16 protein-coding genes are annotated in these 20,452 nt (G+C 58.6%); 8 read left to right on the plus strand and 8 right to left on the minus strand.

Annotated elements, in window-relative coordinates; genetic code table 11:
• Positions 1-934 precede the first annotated feature (934 nt).
• Both GWE18_RS15350 and GWE18_RS15355 read right to left on the minus strand, forming a co-directional pair.
• Complete coding sequence (locus GWE18_RS15350; protein WP_275186543.1) at positions 935-1,105, minus strand: hypothetical protein; 171 nt, start codon at positions 1,103-1,105, stop codon at positions 935-937.
• Positions 1,106-1,659: 554 nt separating this feature from the next.
• Positions 1,660-2,037: a hypothetical protein gene (locus tag GWE18_RS15355; RefSeq protein WP_275186544.1), complete on the minus strand. Its 378-nt coding sequence runs from the start codon at positions 2,035-2,037 to the stop codon at positions 1,660-1,662.
• Positions 2,038-2,944: 907 nt separating this feature from the next.
• On the opposite strand from GWE18_RS15355, the gene GWE18_RS15360 reads away from it, so the two are divergent.
• The gene (locus GWE18_RS15360) at positions 2,945-6,241 is read left to right on the plus strand and encodes a peroxidase family protein (RefSeq protein ID WP_275186545.1); all 3,297 of its coding nucleotides are present in this window, start codon (positions 2,945-2,947) and stop codon (positions 6,239-6,241) included.
• Positions 6,242-6,832: 591 nt separating this feature from the next.
• The gene (locus GWE18_RS15365) at positions 6,833-7,147 is read left to right on the plus strand and encodes a hypothetical protein (protein ID WP_275186546.1); all 315 of its coding nucleotides are present in this window, start codon (positions 6,833-6,835) and stop codon (positions 7,145-7,147) included.
• 165 nt (positions 7,148-7,312) lie between these two features.
• On the opposite strand, the gene GWE18_RS15370 is transcribed toward GWE18_RS15365, so the two are convergent.
• Positions 7,313-7,867: a hypothetical protein gene (locus GWE18_RS15370; protein ID WP_275186547.1), complete on the minus strand. Its 555-nt coding sequence runs from the start codon at positions 7,865-7,867 to the stop codon at positions 7,313-7,315.
• 450 nt (positions 7,868-8,317) lie between these two features.
• On the opposite strand from GWE18_RS15370, the gene GWE18_RS15375 reads away from it, so the two are divergent.
• The 5 genes from GWE18_RS15375 (at position 8,318) to GWE18_RS15395 (ending at position 11,006) form a co-directional block, all read left to right on the plus strand.
• Positions 8,318-8,797 (plus strand): hypothetical protein, encoded by a 480-nt coding sequence (locus tag GWE18_RS15375; RefSeq protein ID WP_275186548.1) that lies wholly within the window; start codon positions 8,318-8,320, stop codon positions 8,795-8,797.
• Complete coding sequence (locus GWE18_RS15380) at positions 8,794-9,054, plus strand: hypothetical protein (protein ID WP_275186549.1); 261 nt, start codon at positions 8,794-8,796, stop codon at positions 9,052-9,054. Before GWE18_RS15375 ends, GWE18_RS15380 begins: the two co-directional genes overlap by 4 nt.
• 23 nt (positions 9,055-9,077) lie before the next feature.
• Complete coding sequence (locus tag GWE18_RS15385; RefSeq protein ID WP_275186550.1) at positions 9,078-9,491, plus strand: hypothetical protein; 414 nt, start codon at positions 9,078-9,080, stop codon at positions 9,489-9,491.
• A gap of 126 nt (positions 9,492-9,617) precedes the next feature.
• Positions 9,618-9,899, plus strand: a complete 282-nt coding sequence (locus tag GWE18_RS15390) for a hypothetical protein (protein WP_275186551.1) — start codon at positions 9,618-9,620, stop codon at positions 9,897-9,899.
• 468 nt (positions 9,900-10,367) lie between these two features.
• The gene (locus GWE18_RS15395; protein ID WP_275186552.1) at positions 10,368-11,006 is read left to right on the plus strand and encodes a hypothetical protein; all 639 of its coding nucleotides are present in this window, start codon (positions 10,368-10,370) and stop codon (positions 11,004-11,006) included.
• Between the two features lie 23 nt (positions 11,007-11,029).
• Here GWE18_RS15395 and GWE18_RS15400 read toward each other — a convergent pair whose 3' ends face one another.
• From GWE18_RS15400 to GWE18_RS15420, 5 genes are all read right to left on the minus strand, one after another.
• Positions 11,030-11,170: a hypothetical protein gene (locus tag GWE18_RS15400; RefSeq protein ID WP_275186553.1), complete on the minus strand. Its 141-nt coding sequence runs from the start codon at positions 11,168-11,170 to the stop codon at positions 11,030-11,032.
• A 10-nt stretch (positions 11,171-11,180) separates the two neighbouring features.
• The gene (locus GWE18_RS15405) at positions 11,181-11,720 is read right to left on the minus strand and encodes an N-6 DNA methylase (RefSeq protein WP_275186554.1); all 540 of its coding nucleotides are present in this window, start codon (positions 11,718-11,720) and stop codon (positions 11,181-11,183) included.
• Positions 11,721-12,664: 944 nt separating this feature from the next.
• On the minus strand, positions 12,665-12,907 hold the full coding sequence (locus GWE18_RS15410) for a hypothetical protein (RefSeq protein WP_275186555.1): 243 nt from the start codon (positions 12,905-12,907) through the stop codon (positions 12,665-12,667).
• 1,767 nt (positions 12,908-14,674) lie between these two features.
• Positions 14,675-16,813 (minus strand): alpha-amylase family glycosyl hydrolase, encoded by a 2,139-nt coding sequence (locus GWE18_RS15415; RefSeq protein ID WP_275186556.1) that lies wholly within the window; start codon positions 16,811-16,813, stop codon positions 14,675-14,677.
• Between the two features lie 581 nt (positions 16,814-17,394).
• The gene (locus GWE18_RS15420; RefSeq protein WP_275186557.1) at positions 17,395-18,306 is read right to left on the minus strand and encodes an MBL fold metallo-hydrolase; all 912 of its coding nucleotides are present in this window, start codon (positions 18,304-18,306) and stop codon (positions 17,395-17,397) included.
• A 798-nt stretch (positions 18,307-19,104) separates the two neighbouring features.
• On the opposite strand from GWE18_RS15420, the gene GWE18_RS15425 reads away from it, so the two are divergent.
• A complete protein-coding gene (locus GWE18_RS15425) occupies positions 19,105-20,397 on the plus strand; it encodes a serine hydrolase domain-containing protein (RefSeq protein WP_275186558.1) in 1,293 nt (430 codons plus the stop codon).
• Positions 20,398-20,452 lie beyond the last annotated feature (55 nt).

Here is a 20,452-nt window from a genome sequence, read left to right on the forward strand (position 1 = left end):
AGGAGAGACCTCTGGCTTCGGCACGGTTTTGCGGTTTCCTAGAGCTCGCTGGATCGTAGAATGGCACTGCATTTCAGCCGCGTTGCTCCCGCGACAGAGGAGCTGGAGATTTGGAGCGCGAGCGAGCGCGGCTTCTCATTTGTAATAAGTAATGAGAGTAGCAGTGGTCCTGGACTCCACGGGAAGCCTGGCTTTGTAGCCTCTTGGCGCCCGATCAATTTCAACAGGCCTGCCATCAGGATAGGCGGATCACCCTTTAAGACGGTTGGCGAAGCCGAGAACGCCTGTGAGGCCATGCTTGTGCACCTGACCAAATAGCTTCGGATCCCCAGCTCGGTCCGGCCGGTCCGCCGCAGTCGTGCAGGGTCCAGGGCCTCTTGAGGGGCGCGGCCTGGTCCATCTCCCCGCTTGGCCTTCCTGCCCCGAACACGAGCGCCCCGGCGCGGCACCACCAGGATCGCCAGCGAGGGTACGGAGGGCGACATAACGTGACCCCAGTACCTCAGGTCCGGGCGTCAGGTAGCAAAGGCTCTGCCCACAAATTGAAGCGCCCGTAAGACTCCGGATGCGGCTCTCAAATTAGACGAATCCTGTTGAAGCCGCCGTCCCCCCTCTTCACAATGAAGTATGAGTAATGGTTAGTGAGGGGTTTTTTAAAATGCCTTCTCTTCAGCCGCGTATTGACGCCTACTCCACCCTGTCCACAAGTCTTGTGACTGAACATGTCCCGCCATGTGTAACAAGGCGGGCAGACTCAACGGAGCAGTGTCTCTCGCAGATAGACCTCGATCTTTCCCACCGCATGGCCGAACTTCAAAAGCTCAGAGAAGCGGTCCGTATTGCGGAGGCGCTGCAAGCGTCAACGGCGCAAAGGCGTCCCCGACCTTCACCGAGCGACACCGCTTCGTACACCGAATCTCGATTGGCGGTTTAGTTAGATCGGCGGCTTCGCACGTCGAGTGGGGTTCGCGCTTGCTGCATCGCTCGCCGGCTGGTTGAGCTGACGCAATCGATCTTCTAGTAGTGCTGCCCATTTGGCGAGCAGTTTTTCGCGGAGAACTGACTGCATCTGTTGGTGCAGTTCGAACAGTTCTTCGATCGACATTGACTTCATCCCGAGTTTGTAGCCTCTGGCTAATCTCGGTTCCTGAGTCAGAAGCCGAACAGACGATCGCTTGTGAGCAGACGTATGCTCGCCCCTTTCGCTCCTGAACGGAGGGGCCGCAATGAAAAAGAAGGTCCGCGTTTCAAAACGGAAGCCTAAGCAGCTATGGACGCCTCAACGCTTAGCCGAGGTGGCGGCGGAGTTAGATAAGCTAAAACAGCAAGGCCGGGTGACTGAAAGTGCCAAATCCAGGACACCGCGATCAATACGATTGCATGGTTAGTCAGTGCTTTGCGAGGTGGATGATTACCAATTACATGGTGCCAAAGAGAGACCGCCTTCGGGCGGTCTTTTTGTTGGTGATTGCGCCGGCAGATGCAGAACCCGAGTCGCGGCGGGGCGGTGGCCTGCCTGATGCGGAGCCTGTAGTGGGTCCGATAACGCGCCTGCATGAATCAAGTCCGCGAGAGTAGTGTGTCTCCGCGGTCATCTTAGGTCATGAATACACCCGCTCGTGGTTATGCTGGTCCTGCAGTCCTTGCACCCGCCCGACTTTACACATTTGCCGGTGGTGGCAGTGGTGGGCGCGTCTGCCGGACGAAATACTCGTCTGCCTTGATGGGCAAGGGAGAGCGCGCGAAGTCGGCCTCCCCCGTCACGAACATGTCTTCGGCGCTACGGGGGCCGCTGCTGCCCCCGAACGTGGCCATGCCGGTCCAGGTGATGCGCGCGGCGCGGGGCGAATGCTCGCCGCTGCTGATCGCGAGGACCAGGGCGTTTCTCGGGGTTCCAGTGGCGTAGAAGAACTGCGTTGAGTGGCGCTCGAAGACACGTCCCCGGAAGGGGGTCAGATAGAGCTTGTTGACCATGAACCAGGTTTGCTCGATGGGGTTTTCGCCAGTCAGATGATCCCTCACCGTGACCGTCTGCAAGTGTCCCACGACGAGGACCCTGTTCCGGGTCGAGGTCGGGGCTGGCGTAAGCCCCCTCGGCGTCGACTTGCTGCTGGGGCGTGATGTTGGCCCAACCGTACCAGACCCGCGCCACCGGGCAGCCAACCACGCCCACCGGCCCCACGCAGTCCAGCGGCGACTGCGGTGGCAGCGGTTCGACATACAGACTCCCGGAGGAGTCTTTATAGACGGTGGCGACGACGTCGCCTTCCGGTGCAGGACCCTCACGCCCCTGTGTGAGCACGGTGATTATTCCTCACGCCACTCTCGGATCAGCTTACACCTATATTCCTGGACGGTCATCGACGGCCTGCGATCGGCGCTGAAGTGTTGATTGAAAGCGCCATCATCCCCGACCGACCATCGATTTGGGGAAGGTGTGAAAGCCTGTGGGACACGGGCTGGAACGGCTTTTGCCGCAGGGTTAGGTATGTTGCGCCGACATTGGCCGGATTGCCGAACGCCCCATTAATCCAGAGTCAGGTGCGAGCAATTGAGCCGCGCCAGTTAGCAGGTCTGGCTGAGGTCTCCTTTCGGAGTTTCGGGAACCATGTTCTGGTCGGTCACGGTCTACGTATCAGCAAACGCTCGCACATGCTGACCTATCTCGGCGACCGTGCCGCACAGAGCCTGAAGCCATCGACGCGATGTCTCAGGCCCTGTCGGAAGAAGCCTGCGAGTGCGGCTATGACGCTGCGACTTCTGAAATGTTGCGGACCGCGTCGGCGTCGGTTGCTGCCAAATATGTGGCTGCCTGTGCGCGATAAAGCTTTCATCCTTTCGCATTCTCATCTCTAAAGCGCCACAGAGCGGGCTCCCGCTCCCGGCCTGCATGCCTTCGCAGAGGCGTCCGGAATTCCACAGCTCGGAAATCAGGGAGACGGACATGCAACTCATTCGATCAGACCTCGATTTCATTCTCGCGCAAATTCGATTCGCCGAAACCGGCTCTCCTTTGGAGGACCCTTCTCTTCCGTTCGGGCTGCGGACGGTTGACGGCACGAACAACAGCGTGGTGCCAGGCCAGTCGGACTTCGGCGCCGCGGATCGGATGTTCCCGCGGATGACCGATCCTGTGTTCCGCGAAGCGGATCTCGGAACGTCCTACTCCCAGACCAAAGATACAGTGATCGACGCCCAACCGCGGATCATCAGCAATCTGATTGCCGACCAGAATGCGAACAGCAACCCGGCGGCCGCCGCAGTCGACAGCGATGGCGACGGGGTTATTCCGAACGTCGATTCCGATGGCGCGGCGCCGTTCAATCAGTGGTTCACGTTCTTCGGCCAGTTCTTCGACCATGGCCTGGATTTAGTGAACAAGGGCGAGAGCGGGACGGTGTTTATTCCACTGCAGCCGGACGACCCTCTCTACGTTGAAGGTAGCCCGACTAATTTCATGGTATTGACGCGTGCGACCAACTTGGCCGGGGCAGACGGGGTCGTCGGGACTTCGGACGATGTCCACGAGCACACGAACCAGACGACACCGTTCATCGACCAGAACCAGACGTACACGTCGCATCCGTCACACCAGGTTTTTCTGCGCGAGTACATGCTTGACGCCAACGGCAATCCGGTGGCAACCGGGCGTCTGCTCGAAGGCGCCGATGGCGGCCTGGCAACCTGGGCTGACGTCAAGGCGCAAGCGCGGGAGTTGCTCGGCATCGACCTGACCGATGCCGATGTGACCGACATTCCCTTGCTGGCAACCGATTCTTATGGGCGCTTCCTGGCCGGAGCCCATGGATACGCCCAACTTGTGATGCCCGGCGCTGACGGCATTGCGGGGACGCCCGACGACATCCTGATAGAAGGCAACCCCGCCAATCCCGTCAGCACCACCGGGGCGATCCGCACCGGACACGCCTTTCTGAACGACATTGCCCATGATGCCGTTCCGACCGGCAAGGTCGCGGACGGCGATACGGAGATCAGCCTCTCGAACCTTGACAGGTCGGATACGAGCGGCAACTACGACAATGAGCTGCTCGATGCCCACTACATCACCGGCGACGGACGCGGGAATGAGAATATTGGCCTGACCGCCGTTCATCACGTTTTCCACGCGGAACACAACCGGCTGATCGGGCACCTGAAGGAGGTGATTCTGGCCGAAGCGGACAATGATCCAGCATTCGTCAGCCAGTGGCTGAAGCCGGGAGCGGATATGTCCGACGGCATCCAGGAGAGTGAGTGGAATGGCGAGTACCTGTTCCAGGCCGGAAGATTTGCGACCGAGATGCAATACCAGCATCTTGTCTTCGAGGACTTTGCACGCAGCATCCAGCCGAACATCGATGAATTCGAGGCGCACGACGTCACCATCGATCCCGCGATCGTGGCCGAGTTCGCGCACACGGTCTATCGGTTCGGGCACTCCCTGCTGCGCGAGACTGTTGACCGTCAAGATGCCGACGGCAACGTGGTCGACGCCAATGCCGAGGTGGCGGGCGATCAGCAGCTCAGGCTGATTGACGCCTTCCTCAACCCGCTCGCCTATGCGGAGCGTGGCGCCGACGGCAATGCTGCAGCGGAAATTGTGCGCGGAGCAACGCGCGAGGTCGCCAACAGCGTCGACGAATTCGTTACCGGTGCGCTGCGCAACAATCTTCTCGGTTTGCCTCTGGACCTTGCGACTATAAACCTCGCGCGCGGCCGTGACACCGGCGTGGCACCGCTCAACAGTGTCCGCGAGCAGTTCTACGCAACAACCGGAGATCCCGATCTCAAGCCATATGCGAGCTGGGCGGAATTCGGGGACGGCATTAAGCACCCAGAGTCTCTCGTGAACTTCATTGCAGCGTACGGCGTTCATCCGTTGCTCGCTGATGCCGCCACGGTGGCGGAGAAACGTGACGCTGCCGTCACGCTTGTCTATGGGACGGCGGATGACCCGACCACGGAGGCAGACGAGAGCGTTGGCCCGGACACTGATTTTCTCAACGGCACTGGAGCCTTCGCCGGCGTCGAGACCGGTCTCAATGACGTTGATCTGTGGATCGGGGGCCTGGCGGAGAAGCCGCTGGCGTCGGGCGGGCTGCTGGGCTCGACCTTCAACTTCGTGTTCGAGACTCAAATGGAAAATCTGCAGAATGGTGACCGCTTTTACTACCTGTCGCGGTTGGAAGGTACGAATTTCCTAAATCAGCTCGAGGGCACCTCATTCTCCGAGCTGGTGATGCGCAACACTGATACCACGCACCTTCCCTTCGACGTCTTCGCGGTGCCCACCGACACGATCGAAGCCGGCGACCCGTCAACCTATCCGGTCGACGCTGCCGGAAATCCATTGGTGATGACCAACCAAGGAGGCGGGCTAGCGTTTCTTGGCGACGATCACGTCGTGATCGGCGGCACCGACCGGACGGACAGGATTCAGTCCGGCGCCGGGGACGATACGCTCTGGGGCGACGGTGGCAACGACGTCCTCGACGGCGCCCTCGGCAACGATGCCGTGATCGGTGGCGACGGCAACGATCGCCTGACCGGCGGCGACGGCGACGACTTCGTCAACGGCGCCGCCGGAAACGACGAGGTAGGGGGCGGCGCAGGCTCCGATCTGCTCGTCGGCCTGGAGGGCCGCGATCGCATCAAAGCCGGCGATGGCGACGACGAGGTCTTCGGGGGCCTCGGCAATGATCAGATCTTTGGAGGCGCCGGCAACGACGAGCTGCTGGGGAACGAGGGCGATGACTGGATGAAGGGGGGGCAGGGCGACGACCACCTAATCGGTGATAACGGCAATCCATTCGGCGAGCCGCTCCCGGACACGGACACGGCCCTATTCTCGGGTAGGGCAAAGAACTACACGATCGATCATAATGCCGATGGCTCAATCACGGTCACCGACAAGGTCGGTGCCGAGGGCACAGACACGCTGCAGAATATCGAACGCCTGCAATTTGCTGATAAGATGATTTTGGCAGACGGCTCAGCTGAAGCGACCGGCGGTGACGGTGCCGACACCTTTGTGTTCAACTTTGACGCTCTCAACGGTGAACACAACACCGCAACCATCACTGATTTTCCGAAAGTGGACAAGCTGCAACTTTTGAACGACGTTTACGTCAAAGTATCCTCCGACCATCACGGCGGAACGCTGCTGCAAGTCGGCGACGACGACACCATCGATTTGCTGGACGTAAAGCCGAATGGATTGCACCATCGAGACTGGACATAAGACCAAATGCTGCGTCGCTCTAAGAGGGCGGCGCAGCACTGCTCAATTCGTGAGATGACTCACCATTTTCTCACAAGGGACCAATCGTGTCGCGTCCAGCGCGGTGATCTAGGTAGCGATGATCATAACGTCACTATTGCAGTTCCCCTGGTCGATTCCAAGGAAGCGAATAGCGGCCCAGCAGCTTGCTGCCGTAAAAAGGTTCGGTCGACCGCTGAGCGCGTTCCTCTCTTGTGCGACTCACGCTGCCACCTCTTTGGCCGCCCGCACGGGACGCAATTCGATCTCGACGGGTCGCTCTGCCCCGGCGAGCCGCCTCGGGTTGGATAACGCGGGGCGAGGAGATGACAGAGCGTTCATCCGGCTGAGGAAGATGCGGGCTCCCACCTTCGGCACCTTCTTTCTCGGGTTTCGGTGCGAAAAACGTCCGTACTTTCAAGCGCATTTATCATGACGCTCGCCGAGATCCGGAGAACATGAAATGAGCATTAAGGGTCAGACCCAAAGATACTATCGCAAATCAAGGTTTCGTTGATGGCCGATGGATTCGGATTGGACCGGTCTGATCCGTTTTCGATGAGCACTAGGCCAATGTTTTCTAAGGTCTCGCTTGCCGCGTTTGTGCTGATTTTGGTGCTTGCTGCCAACATTGGCAGCAAAGCGGACGACCTACTACCGCAACTGAGGAAAAACTACGAAGATTGCGTCTACCGCGCAGTTCGTTCGCAAGCTGAAAAACTAAGGTCTACGGGCGGCACCTCCGAAGCGATCGAGCTAGCATTCGAAGCTTGTCAAAGCGAAGAACGAGAAATCGTAGAGCACCTAAATGCCATCGGCATGGCGCCAGCTACGGTTGATAAAGCCTTAGGGGCCTTCAAACTGAGGCTGCAGAAGACGGTTCGATAAGAGAGAGATCGGGCGAGAGATTGCAAAAGGTCTAGATAATATTGAGCGCCTTAGGGACGATCGCTCTCTGATTGCTAAAGATAGATCGCTGAGCGGGTTCGTATGAAAAGGGGCCCGCCAGCGTGAACCGGCGGGCCTTTCCCGGCGGTTAGGAGGCCTGCAGCTTTAACAACGCCCTTTTCGACCGCCTCGCAAACGCAGCTTGCGGTCCAAGCGTCCATCTGCATGTCGCCGCCGGCATCCCACAATTCGCGCTGAAGTTTTAGCGGGGCCATGACCCCAGCCATGGTTCGATGGAACAGCCAAAACAACCCGGTCGAGCGCTTCTCGTTCATCCTCCCAAGCTGCGTCTATGGCTTCCTGAGACGGCTTATGCCTGGCGTCGCGGCGCGCGATGGCCGCAGACAATTCATCATGGTCCCGCCTGTTGTCTTCGGGATAGAGGTCAGCAGGAGAGTACATATCGATGTCGGCTTGAGTTTTTGATACCGGTCCCGGCAAACCCGAATATGGATTTCCGCGACTTGTAACGCTTGGGAACAGATCACCCGCAGCCTGCAGTTCTCTCTCGACCACAGCATGAGCGCGCTCCGCGGCGTTCAGCTTTTCATAGGCTTTCTGGTGCGCCGCGATCAGCGCGAAGATTGGGTCGGCATCTGCGGCCGCAATTGATTGGATCGGGAGCGCGCCAGCGATGGGCAGTGCAACGATTGAGTTCATGAACAATCTCCGTGTTACGGTGAACCTGCCCCTGTTGACGCTGCTGCTGGATTCGTGAGTCGATTTCGTGGTCATGATATCACCGCCAGGTTTCCGAGCGCTTCGACGAAGGTCACCAGCAACGGCGGCCCCTCTTCCTCGAACATCCATTTCTGAGCCTTCCTGATCTCGCTGAGATAAGACCCACGCGACCAAGCCCGCGAAGGTCGTGGGCGCCGTGTCGATCAACTCCTTGAAGGCGTCCATATCGGCGTGACAGGGCGCCTCAGCGATCCAATCGGCCTCCGGGTCTTGTGTCCATTTGGCCCACCGCTGTCGCGGCAGACCGGTGGCGCCTGCTGTCACCGACTTTCCACAGTCGACGCGAATTGCTCTTGAGGCGCGCGAAACCGGCCTTGCCCTCCCCCAATAGTTGCGCTTGTATGCCCCTGGGACTGGGGAGTTTTCATCATGCGTATTTTACCGATTGCGGTGCTTTCCGCCGCGCTGGGCGGCTGCGTGTCGAACGGCGAAACCGTTTCTTTCAAAGCTTTAAGTCCACAGCAACAGGCGCTGATGCGCGACGGGCAACCTGCCCTCGTTTCACGGCAGAAGACGTCACTAGTGCTGGTCAAGCCGGCTGCGCGCCAGCTTCAGGCTAATGGACGGCCGGTGTTTGTGGTCGGTATCAACAACCTTGGACGCCAACCCGTGGATTTCCAGGTCGCGCAAGTCGAGGCGATCCAGCACGTCGCCGGCACCGACTACAGCATGCAGGTCGTCAGCTATGAAATGCTGGTGCAGGAGGAGAAAAACCGCCAGGTGGCCGCGGCTATTCTGACGGGCCTCGCCGTCGCCGGGAACTCATATAGCGCTGCAAACGCGGGCCGCGGAAGCTACACGACGCCCAGCGGCCGGACCGGAACGTTCTACAGCCCCACCGCCGCGTGATTGCGCAGAACAACGCAGCTGTGCAAAACGAGGCGATGGTAGCGACGACGATCGAGGCGGGTCAGCGCAACATGGCTGCGCTCGAGCAAGCCGTCATCAAAGACAACACCCTCATGCCGGGCGAGTGGTACGGCGGCCAACTGCACCTTGCGCCACCCACGGACCAAGCCGGCGGGCCGAAGACCTACACGATAGTAATCACGGTCGGGAACGAGCGGCATGTGGTTCAGGTCGCACAGGGGCCCGCAGGAGCTTGAAGACCGTCCAAAGGCAAGCACGAATGAAAACCGCTGCACTTCTGGGGCTTGTGCTTTCCATCACCATATCGTCGGTCGCCGGTGCGGAAAAACTCACTCTCGCATGTCGATTCGAAGGAAGCGAGCGCCCCGGGCCAGAACGCGAAAAGAATGTGAACCAGCTTCACGTCGACACTGATTTACCAGTTGTCGAGCTGCGTGTTGCCCAGACGATGGGAACGAGTAACGAGGTCTATTTCGGCTATCGCAATCGTCCAGCCAAAGGAATGACAGACGATAAAATACTACTCTACTTTCTCGGATCAAAAATGAGCATGGCGGCAATAAGACTAGGGGTTCCAACCTCGATCGTTCTGGATCGATTAAGCGGCTCCATGGTGTGGTCGTGGGCAGATGAGACCGGCTCGCGCGCCTATCGCTACAGGTGTGAGCCATAGAACGGTTCTGGATCGATGAGGGCCCCAGCAGCAATAGCGATTTTGATCTCTTTGGCTTCTCCCACAGAGGCGGCCCCAATTACCCTTGCATGCAAAGGCACCCTTAGTTTTCCTGAGAATAACCCAATGATTATCGACGGAGATAGCGCGATCATCGATTTTGATGCCGGAACGTTTAAGCCGCCTCTCTACCAGACCTACTCAATCACTAAGGTCAACGATACGCAGGTCACATTTGCATTCGAAAGCAGCACAACATCCATTTTTGGCACCATCGACAGAGTTTCCGGAAACCTATCAATGAACGTTATGAAGCCCGAGGAACGCAAGAGGCTAGCGGCCGGCGGGAGTGTAAAGATGCTATCTTGGATGACGGCAAAATGTATGCCCGCAAAACAGATGTTTTAGTAGTACGTTTGGCGGCTATGCCGGCGAAAAAGATATGCTGATCGGGCTATACGACGACGCCCGCCCGCCGTCGGTCCTTATGGCTGACGCCACGGGGTACTGCGACTTCCCTCACGAGCCGTTTCCGGACTTGGAGGGCGGCTACAAGCCGCCCGCTCAAGGACGCCCGAAGGCTTAGACTTGCGTTCAGGTTCATATGTCTGTTGCATCGGTAAGACGTTGCCCATCCCGCGCTCGGTCGACGAATGCCCAAACTCACCCAATTGCCGGTAACAGTGTCCACTGGATGCCCATAGACGCAGGTGAAAGCGTTGCTGCCGTCGTTTGCAACGCTGAAACCTGAAATAGTTCCGATTGACGCACAATGGAGTTGCAGATCGAGCGAGTTCGTCAGGTTGAACCCATTGCAGGCAACGATGTGAAGATTGAAGTATTGCGACTTGTTGGATGAAGTTGGGAAATTGCTTGATGATGCGTAAATTCGATACAGCGGCGATTAGCCTGCTGATGTTCACGGCTGTGCTTTCGGTGTGGCTTGGTGTTTGGGGGCCTACAAACGCGACCTCGTGGAAGGACTGGCAGACGCTGATGGCCGCATTTGTGGCGCTGGGCGCTGCTGTCGTCGCTTACACCGCGGCGATGGCAAAAGTCCGCTTTGATGAAAGAGCTGCCAGCCAGAATGAATGCCGGAAGATTTTGGGCATTTTTTTGCGGTTCGACTTTGCCGTGGACGTATTGCGACACGAAGCGGAATACATGGTTAGACTGACTGATGCGCCTGCATCGCCGAGCGAAAACAACATAGTCACCGTAGATAATCTTGCCTTCAACGAATTGCCCGAGATTAAGGAAGCCTGGAACAACCTGGACTGTTTTCCCGTCGAATTGTCGCGTTCTTTCTATTCGGTTCAGAACGCTATGTACAACTTCACCGAGTTCAAGAAGGACCACGATGGCGAAACTTATCGCTGTGAGTACGGCATGACGCGGTCCGAAGACTTGGACTACCTGCAGAGCATTATCGTGGATCTCCAAGAGCATTGCGTAGCGGCCCTGATCCAAGTTCGCGGGGAGATTGCCAAATTGCGCGCTCGTATCAACGCTTGAGTAGTTTTGGGCTTTCCCCCTACTCATGCCGCCACCCCCGACGATTTGGCGACGACCATCCGATCTGCCCTGACAGTCGGTACCAGGGCTGAGCAATAGGCCAACACTTCCAGACCAAAGTCCTGCTGGGCGCGCTCGGCGATAAACTTCGTCGGCATCGCCATGGTGAGCGTCTCACCCACGACGTCGATGACAACGGTCTTGCCAAACCACGATCGGGCCCTGTCGGCCCCGAGCCTCTCCTCCAGCGACGGGCCGAGCGAGCCGAGCGCCGCCACGATCGCCGGCTCGCGCGCGCGAAGGGATTGAACAAGGGATAGATTGGTGCGAATGGCGGGTCGCCTTTTCTGGACCCTGAGGTCGCCTTTTCTGGACTGTAGGATCGCCGGACAGCGTGCCGTCGGGCAGCATCACGGCGGCGCGCCCGCTGGGCCTTAGCAGGCGCACGATCGGTGCGAGAAACAGATCGGCGGTCTCCTTGGTCCGGAAGGTCGGAAAGTTGTTCTCGATGCCGTCTTCCTCGCGCCCACCGAAGGGCGGATTGGTGAGCACGATATCGACGCGCTCGTCCTTGCCCCATGAAATCAGCGGGCGGGCCAACGTGTTGTCGTGGCGCACGAAACTCGGGTCCTCAATGCCGTGCAGCAGCATATTGGTAACACTGAGCATGTGGGGAAGCTGCTTCTTCTCTACTGCGCGCAGGGCGCCCTGCATCTTTTCGCGCTCCCGTCGTCAAAATAGTCCTGAAGCACGATCTGCTCGGCCTCGGCGCCGAGAGCTTTCCAGGCACGATACCGCGACCACAGGTCGGGCAGGCGTCGGGAATGCGTCCAGGCCGAGGCTCGCCTCCCTAACCGCGCTCTGACCCGTGCGGTCGTGGAATACGAACCCGTCGCCGTTTGAGGAAAAGACAAAGGGGATGTCGAGCGTCGTCGCGTAGTCGAGTCCCTGCTGGAGGCCGTCACCGACACTATGGTTGTTGTCCTTGGCCTCGATCAGCGCGATTCAATAGCTTCGGGCCTGCCCAGCCCTTTACGGCGTAGTCCGCTATCCGGTCATCTCGGACCTGCCAGTTCTACTTTGCGAATATCCGATTAGAACCTCAGCTTGCAAAGCTACGGCCAGCCGTGGCCCGCCGTGCGGTAGAACGCGATCGGGCGCATGGAAGGCTCAAGGGCAGAATCGCCAAGCGACCCTAGCGGTTCTCACGATGGCGGAACGTCCATCCTCCCTACCCTTCCGCAGATGCGCTTGAAACGGTTCAGCTTTGCCAGCGATCGAACGCCCACACCGAAGAAAGCCACGGTTCAAAGCCACGGCCGAAGGGATTTACGCGCGCGCGAGCAGCAGCAGACGCCCAGGCTTGGCGCACAAAAGACCCACCCGGTGCCGGGTGGCAAGGAACCAGCCAACTCGCCCGATATATCTACCTCTCATCCCGCTACAGCGGCGGCCCCTTTGAAAATTTGGGTCGGTCGAGGTTCCAAAATCTGGCGGCGGCCGGTGTTGAAAATCTGACCGGGACACTCGACCCCAAAAATAGCGGTTCAGTGTCCCATCGCCCCGGCAGATGGTCCCAATAAAAATACACGCTCGGTCGTCCGTCAGAATATCGGCGGCGCGCGTCAGAAGCTCAGCCAGTAACGATCCATTAACCCCTAGGGCAGGTTGCCGTCACGAAGATCGTCATAGCGGCGGCTTTTTGCCACCGATCCGCCGCCAGCTTGGCTGACGAATCGGGCGTGCTTGGAATCCCAACTTTTCATTGGCTGGAGGAGTGAAGTGCCCAGAGAGATGACGAAGGCACACGAAGTCGAATGCGTCGCGCTTACGCGAGACATCCGTGCGCTCTTGGCTGAAAGACAGGTTTCGCAGCCGATGGCCCGGATCGTCTTGATCAACACGCTAGTCGCAATGATTAAGCATCTGGAAAGAAAAGACACGATGGAAGAGGCTGCGGAGGATTTGGTTCGCACGCTGCAACGGGCGATCTCGAAATCTCACTAAGCTTCAATCGGCTCAATGTAATCGCGGTGTGGGGTGTTCGTCATCCTGTTGCCGTCAAAGCGAACCATGACGTGCGGCTATGGCGCTTAAGACGGTTAACTGTACCCACCTTACTGCCGAACAGTGGGCTACGTTCCCATCAAAGCCTGGCGCGACCCCTACATGGGAAACCCGATGAGGGTGATTGCCATGATGATCGACGTCGCCGACAGCGCCGCCACAAACCAAAACCATGGCGTTCTCGCGGCGGTCGGCTTTAGCTCGTTCACTATTTTCCCTTCGCCTTCAGCCCGATCTCGACTGCCTCTCGCGCCAGCCTTTCTGCTCTAAGGCGTTTGTGGTTTGCATGGAATTCTGGCTCGGCTTGGCTGTCCGATATCGTCTGCCTCGACGAAAGCGGGTGGAGAGCCCGTCGCTCGAGCTCGTCCGCAACCTGTTGCTCGGCAGACCGCTTCGGCTTGATCATTTGCTTTTTCCCTTCAGCCCCAGGCCGACCAGCCGGCGGAAGCTCAGTAATATTGCCTCTGCAAAAACACCCATATCAGGAAAACCAGGGCACCAATAATCCAGAGGAGGGTCTTGGGATCTTGGGTCCACTTCCGGTCCTTCATTTCGCTTTTGCCTTCAGCCCCAGCTGTATAAGCCTACGGTGCGAAACTAGAACCCCACCGCAACCGGGAGGAAGCTGACGTGGTGCGGACGGAGCGCGGTTTTGGGTGATGGTCAGCACAAAGAGGTTTCGGATTCGCGCGTTGCTCAGCATGGACCCCAGACCGGGTATAGCAGGACAGCAGTCACTGCAAAAAACATGACGGTCTTCCGGACGGTAGGCCGAGGAGTGAATGCCATTAGGTTCAAGTGACTGGGCAACGGATCGTTCTGCCGGCGGCAACGAAGCGGGTCTAGTTCACAGGTTTAAGTTGCTCAAAAAGGCTGAGAGATCCGACCGTAACTGTGGCGAGACCAGCAAGCGTCCAAGCCAAAGGCGAGCCTGCCGCAATCGTTCCGGCAACGACGCAGATCCCGCAAGCAGTTATTCCAACAGAGATTAGATACACGACAGCGGTTTCCATTTCGGTCCCTCCAAGTATGGGCCGAGAACTGCTCATTTAGGTGGGTGAAGATCGAGAGATGCAATCGGCTCCTGAGCAGGCGAAATGTTTTCGATTTGTTGCGCTCTGCGGAGCAATTCGTCCCGCCGGACTCCAGGCGGCGTGCCGCGAGCTTCCTTGCGCAGACGTTCTACTCGAGCGGATGGCGCCTGATCAAAGCGATATACTTGATCGAGAGAAGCTTGGTCCATGGAGCCGCACCATTGAGTTAGAGGAAGGCGCGCGCGGCCCCGTTACGCCGGGCTTGTGTTGTACAACATCGCCGCGACGATGAGCAGCACAAGAAAGATCGGCAGCAACACTGGCGGTACCAGCCACTCCCGAAAATTGAATGAAGAGGACTTTGACATTTGACCGCCTTAGTTGAGGCGGGAGCACAAACACTCTCAGTCACCGATAACAGCCTAGGGGCGGGCGGCGATTAGTCTCTGTAGGCCCTTCCGGCCCAATTAGCGAGAAAACAATTCGGGGCTGCCGGAGGAAGCGGTCCGAAGCTTTGAAAGTGCTATTCGCATGGTGCGTCGCGGTTGTCCATCTGGTGCCCACTTCTCAGTCGTTGTTGCTGATGAGAACCGCCATGGACCGCCCTTTGACCTCGATACGGCCTCCCACGTCGGGACAATTCGTTTGCCAGTCTGCGGGGCTGCACAGATCGCTTTGATCTCCGAGCCATGATCGGGCTAGGACCTTCCAATTGCCTTTCGACCAATTGGCGAGGTTCTCGACCGCGAAGGTCTCCCAGTGTTCGTTGTAAACAATAATGAGGTCGGGCTCCCCAACTTTGCCCCACCAGATCACCGCGAGCTGCGACGGCGAGCCGTCTCCGGGACCCTCCCATGCATAGGTGAACCGCCCGTCGTTACGGGGCCCATTCTCATCATTCGGTGCCTCGTCGATATACTCAGGAAACTCCGCCCGCCGGAAGTGCGACCACTGCTTGCGCAGAGCAATCAGGTCCTTAGTCCAGTGAAAGAGCTCTTTGGCATAGGCAGGTGCGTTGGACGAGCCGCTGGTGTCGCCGTCCTTGAGGCGCCAGTCAATCCAATTGACGTGATTGACAGCCGGATCGCCCGTCGTGGACTCGTAGTTGTAAGTGTTGTGGGCCTCTGCTTGGGATCTCGCCCCCGACTTCGTGTGCCCGAACTCGTCGCCCTGGAGCACGAGCGGCACCCCCTGTGAGGTCAAGAGGATACCCATTAACAGCTTGGAGCGCTCGCGGCGCACATTCTCGTCTCCATCGCTGTCCCAGCAGTTATGGGAGCCACCGCTGTCGTTGAAAAACGTGCAGTCACGCAGGGTGTAGCCGTCGTGCACGGCGATGAGGTTCACCGAGCGCCACGGCTTGGTGGAAGCAGGTGATCCGGCTTCGTTTTGGCCGTAGCCCTCTATCAGCCGCTTGAAGGCGCTCCGGTTCCTCAACGCAGATTGCGAGAAACGGCGTACCTGGTCACGGTACTGCCCCAGCCATTTCGCCCAGCGATTGTTGGCATGACTCCAGCCATAATTGTCCATGAACTCCCACCACACCCCGCCCATATCCCAGGGCTCGGCGTGAAGGTGGGCCGCTGCGAAGCGTGGGTCGTTGTCGATCCAGTCCGCTGCGTTTTGAGAGCCATCGGCCAGGATCCGCGCCAAATCGAAGCGAAAGCCATCGATGCCATATGTCTGATGCCAAAGAGCGAGCGAGTCACGCACCAGTCGCTTCGTGTAGCGCTCGTCATCACCTGAGAAATCGAGATCATTGCCCGTGCCAGTGGCGTTGGAAAAGTGTCGTCCGTCCGGGGTTGGACGGTACACCCGGTTGAGCGACGAGCACATGAAGCTGTAGCATTTTGCGGCAAGCCTCGCGTCCACCGTCCATGGCTCCCCTTCGCCGGTGTGGTTGTAAACCACGTCCATGAAGACGGCGATGCCCCGCTCGTGGAACGCACGCACCAGTTCCTTGAGCTCCTGTACTTGCTGCCCGTCGACCGCAGCGTATCGGCTCTCCGGGGCAAAAAAGTTGGTGGTCATGTATCCCCAGTGGTTGAGGCGCCCCTCAACATTGCCGGTTTCTTCGTCGTACTCCATGACCGGCATCAGCTGAACGGCCGTAACCCCTAACTCCACGAGGTGGTCGATGCCGGCGGCAAGCCCGCCGGGTGTCTTGAGGCCACTCCGAGCAAGGCCGAGATAGGTGCCGCGCAGTTCAGGTGATAGCGCTTCAATGCGAGCGGTGTAATCTTGAACGTGCAGCTCGTATAGGATGAGGTCCTCTGGACGTATGCTGACATGCCGCGGAAAAACATCGCCGCCATGGTCATAGACGACGCTCTTGCCGCCTCCTGCGTAGATGGGCGCTGAGATGGTCGTAAACGGCGTCGACGCGAACACGTCCGAAAAACGGACGTTGTGCGTTTTGTAGGCGAACGGGTCGCCCAGCGAATAATTCTGATTGAACAATGGTGCGTGCCGATCCTGAAGCGACGCGGTGAGCGGGCCGGCTGCTTGGTACATGTACAGTAATCCCGGTTTTGCCTCCGCGCCTTTGATCTTGATACGCCAGTTTTCGCCATTTCTCTGCATAGGAACTACTTGGCTGGGCGTTCGTGCTCGAGGGCTATCGAACAGCAGCAGTCGAACCTCGTCCGCGTCCGGTGAATGCAGTCCGAAATGGATCCAGCCTTGCTCGTCGATGTGGGCTCCCAATCGCTGCTCATCAGATGGCGCGGGCTCAACCGCTGTCCAAGCCCACCCGTGAACCGGCCAGCAGCACATTGCTAGAAGCGCGAAGCAAGCAAAACGAGAGAGTAGCGGTCGCACGGCCACCTCCCTGACCGCCCCCAGCATTCAAGCTAGGCTAAAGGCAATCGCATGGAGCGAACAGAGAAGAAACAACTGCAGAGCTACAACAGTTGCAAGCTAGCCAGCGATTCCCATCTACTGGCCCCATTTCGAGACCTCGAGGGTGAGGTTATAGATCGACTTGAAGCACCGTTCCATGCCCACATGCATCACTCGACAATGTTGTCGCCGTTGCTATCCCAGAGGATGTGAGCGCAGCGCTCAAAAATCGGAGGGAGGTCGATCAGGACCTTCCGGAGCCTCATACCGCGACGGCGGCTTTTGCCCTCGAACGCCAGCGCCCGCCCCCCGTAGTCAGGACCGTAGCTTTCGAAAGATGGCGGCGGAAAGGTCACGCAATTTCAATGGGGTTGACAGGACACCCCTTCCGCTGTTTATGGCAATAGCGTCATCCCGTCCGATTGTGCTTAGGCGGTTACGCGCCTTCACAGGTGCGAAAGCTTTGAGCGTTGATTCCGCGCGTGGAGAATGCCGAAAGGGTCCTCGCGGCGAGCGAGGTTTCGATAAGTGGTTAGATCGTCCTCTTGGAACGCGGGCCCCTCGCCACGTCGGCCAACAGAGCCCGTGCTTGGTCCCAACGGCAGCGAGGTGCCAACACCTGCATAAAGGTATCGATCGCCGTAGGCCTGCTTCAACGCTGCAAATGTCGGCTCACCGGTGCAATGGCCCGGAGCGATGTTCTCTACCTTGAACGTTTCCTTGAGCGCTGCCACGGATTTGGAGATGACCTCGTCCGCTGCGACGACGAGATGGAAGCCGCCGGCGATCAGGCGAATTTTGGGACTGATGGCCGTCGCCGCCTCGGCGATTTTTTCGATCCCCGGGTGCGCGCAGCCGACCACGAGCACTACACCGTCCGAGGTGTTGACAGCCAGGGACAACTCTTTGAGCTCCCTCGTGCCAGGGGCGTCGGATACCAGTGCTATCAAGGTAATGCCTGGGGCGATTTCCGTCGTTTTGTCTATCAGCTCGATGTTGGCTCCCTGCCAGGCGGTGCCGAATTTCAGGACTTCCGGCGGCCTGCCATCGTAGTAGCGCATCTCGGGCGGCAAAGTCTCATCCTTGCGGTAGAAGCTCGATGGCAGCGACGAACCGTAAATGCCGAATCCTTCCCTGGGTGCGTAGATCTTAATCGTCGGATTCACGCTCAGAACATAGTTCAGGCCAGCCATATGGTCGGAGTGACGGTGCGACAGGACGACGAAATCGATGTTGGTGAGGTCAATACCCTTCGCCTTGACGTTAGCTGCGAAGATGTCTGGATCGTTGCCTGTGTCGAATAGGATTCGTTTACCGGCGACCTCCACGAGCGCGGAGAAGCCCCAATCCTTCTTCATTGCGGCATCGGTGCCGAATGCGTCGTAAAGGATGGTGATCTGGCTGTTGGCTCAGCTACGGCCGTTGTAGCAGGGGCAAACATGGCAGCGGCGCCGCCAAGTGCGACCGCAAAGAATGTTGCACGAAGTTTCATGGAAGCCCTCCTTCTTTGAGAACACCCCTTGAGTTTGCTTATCGGAGCCTCACGCGACTTCGCGATTGGGCTGCTGCGCCAAGCTCGGCGCCATGCGGACGATATTTTGATTCTATGCCGAAGCTTGTTTGATCAGCCGGTCGCCGTTGCTCGCGCCATTCGGGAATTTATCGCAAGGCGCTTTGGCCGCTGATCAGCGCACGCATGAGTACGCCCCATTTCCCGAAGTGTCACGACAAAGTCGCGACGCAAGGCGTAGAGCGCGACTACCGTTTCCCCTCAAGCTATGGGTGATACGATGCGTAGCGAAGAACGAGTCCCTTCTGAAGGAGCGATGTCCGCTTCGGGTAAATCGCCTCGTTCTCAGCGCATGCCGATCACTTCCGGTTCTCTCCTATAATCATACATATTCAGAGCCGGGCGGCATGTCTGAAAGGTGCCATGAGCTGACTCATGCATCGCGGCACAGCACATCCACACACTACGATCGTCACGGGTGCAAGCCAAGGCCGACGCCTATCAAGCACGAATCGAGATCATGTCGCCTGCTCGACGACTGCTTCAATTGGGCAGCCATGCTGTCTTGTAACGAGCCAGAGCCTGCAGGAACGATAGCGGGTGCAGAACGACGAGACCTTTTGGCGCGGAAATCAGTGCGGCGACCATGGGCAACGCGTTCAATTCAGTGGCAGCCCCGAGCGCCTGGCGCATCGCCTTGGTGGCTGCTTTCGTGGCGCATTGCACAAACGGAAGCGGGACAGCTGGCGCGGCGCCCGCGCCAGCACCGGAAAAACTGCAGCTCATTGCCGAGTTCTTCAACAACGAGGTTGCAACAGGAAAACTGCCGGGCGCCGTCATCCTGATCCAGCAGCATGGCCGCCCCGTCTACCTGAAGTGCTTTGGCGTGCGCGACGTCACAACCAAGCTCCCCATGACGCCGGACACGATCTTTGCCCTTCATTCCATGACCAAGCCGATCACGAGTCTGGCGGCGATGATGCTGATCGATGCCGGCAAGCTTGCACTGGACGATCCCGTCTCAAAATACATCCCGGCCTTTGCCAATATGCACGTGGGGCTGGAAATGACGGATGTACGGGGCGAACCAACGCTGAAGCTCGTCCCGGCCGTGCGGCAAGTGACCATCATGGACCTGCTCCGGCATACTTCGGGCATCAGTTATGAATATATCGGCGGCAAGTGGGTGATGAAGGTCTATTCGCAAGCGCATCTGTTCGACGGGAAATTCGACAACAAGGAGTTTGCCGAGCGCATCGCGAAACTACCGCTGGCACGGCAGCCTGGCACACTCTGGCGCTACGGTCATTCCACCGATGTGCTCGGCCGCGTAATCGAGATCGTCTCGGGCAAGACGCTCTATCACTTCATGAAGCAGCACATCTTGGATCCGCTGGGCATGAACCACACCAAATTCGTGCTCGACGCGACCCAGGAACTCACGCTGATGGCGGAGCCATTGCCAAGCGACAGGGTACTCGTCGATGCGGAGCGCGAGCGCCGTGCGCATCCGGAGTGGGAATCCGGCGGCGGTGGACTGGTCTCGACCATCATCGATTATGCGCGCTTTGCGCAGATGATCCTCAATGCCGGCGAGCTTGACGGCACGCGTTATATCAGCCCTGCGGCATTCAAGGACATGACGACGGACCATGTCGGGCCGAATTCTGGCGTCGGGCGCGACTACTTCTATTTTCCCGGCGATGGCTTCGGGTTCGGCTACGGCCTCGCCGTGCGTACCGATCCGGGGGAGGCAAAACCACCGCCGCCGGGGTCAATCGGCGAACTGAAATGGGACAGCGGCAGCGGCACCTATTTCGGCGTCGATCCCAAGCTCGACGTGATCTACATCCTGATGGCGCAGACGCAGAACGAGCGCGCCCGCACCAGGGCTGCGTTCAAGAAACTGGTCTATGACGCCTTCGCCGCAGGCAATTGAAGCGACTGAAGTGCGCGCTCCGCCTGTCCAGGCGACGCTTGTTCTTTCTACTCAC

The sequence above is a fragment of the Bradyrhizobium sp. CSA112 genome, from assembly GCF_029051645.1.
Lineage (GTDB): Bacteria > Pseudomonadota > Alphaproteobacteria > Rhizobiales > Xanthobacteraceae > Bradyrhizobium.

What these genes read in the sequence shown, in the direction of transcription:
- GWE18_RS15350 (WP_275186543.1), bottom strand. Translation starts at nt 1,105, where the DNA reads ATGTCGATCGAAGAACTGTTCGAACTGCACCAACAGATGCAGTCAGTT.
- GWE18_RS15360 (WP_275186545.1), top strand. Translation starts at nt 2,945, where the DNA reads ATGCAACTCATTCGATCAGACCTCGATTTCATTCTCGCGCAAATTCGA.
- GWE18_RS15365 (WP_275186546.1), top strand. Translation starts at nt 6,833, where the DNA reads ATGTTTTCTAAGGTCTCGCTTGCCGCGTTTGTGCTGATTTTGGTGCTT.
- GWE18_RS15370 (WP_275186547.1), bottom strand. Translation starts at nt 7,867, where the DNA reads ATGAACTCAATCGTTGCACTGCCCATCGCTGGCGCGCTCCCGATCCAA.
- GWE18_RS15375 (WP_275186548.1), top strand. Translation starts at nt 8,318, where the DNA reads ATGCGTATTTTACCGATTGCGGTGCTTTCCGCCGCGCTGGGCGGCTGC.
- GWE18_RS15385 (WP_275186550.1), top strand. Translation starts at nt 9,078, where the DNA reads ATGAAAACCGCTGCACTTCTGGGGCTTGTGCTTTCCATCACCATATCG.
- GWE18_RS15390 (WP_275186551.1), top strand. Translation starts at nt 9,618, where the DNA reads ATGATTATCGACGGAGATAGCGCGATCATCGATTTTGATGCCGGAACG.
- GWE18_RS15395 (WP_275186552.1), top strand. Translation starts at nt 10,368, where the DNA reads ATGATGCGTAAATTCGATACAGCGGCGATTAGCCTGCTGATGTTCACG.
- GWE18_RS15400 (WP_275186553.1), bottom strand. Translation starts at nt 11,170, where the DNA reads ATGGCGATGCCGACGAAGTTTATCGCCGAGCGCGCCCAGCAGGACTTT.
- GWE18_RS15405 (WP_275186554.1), bottom strand. Translation starts at nt 11,720, where the DNA reads ATGCAGGGCGCCCTGCGCGCAGTAGAGAAGAAGCAGCTTCCCCACATG.
- GWE18_RS15420 (WP_275186557.1), bottom strand. Translation starts at nt 18,306, where the DNA reads ATGAAGAAGGATTGGGGCTTCTCCGCGCTCGTGGAGGTCGCCGGTAAA.
- GWE18_RS15425 (WP_275186558.1), top strand. Translation starts at nt 19,105, where the DNA reads ATGGGCAACGCGTTCAATTCAGTGGCAGCCCCGAGCGCCTGGCGCATC.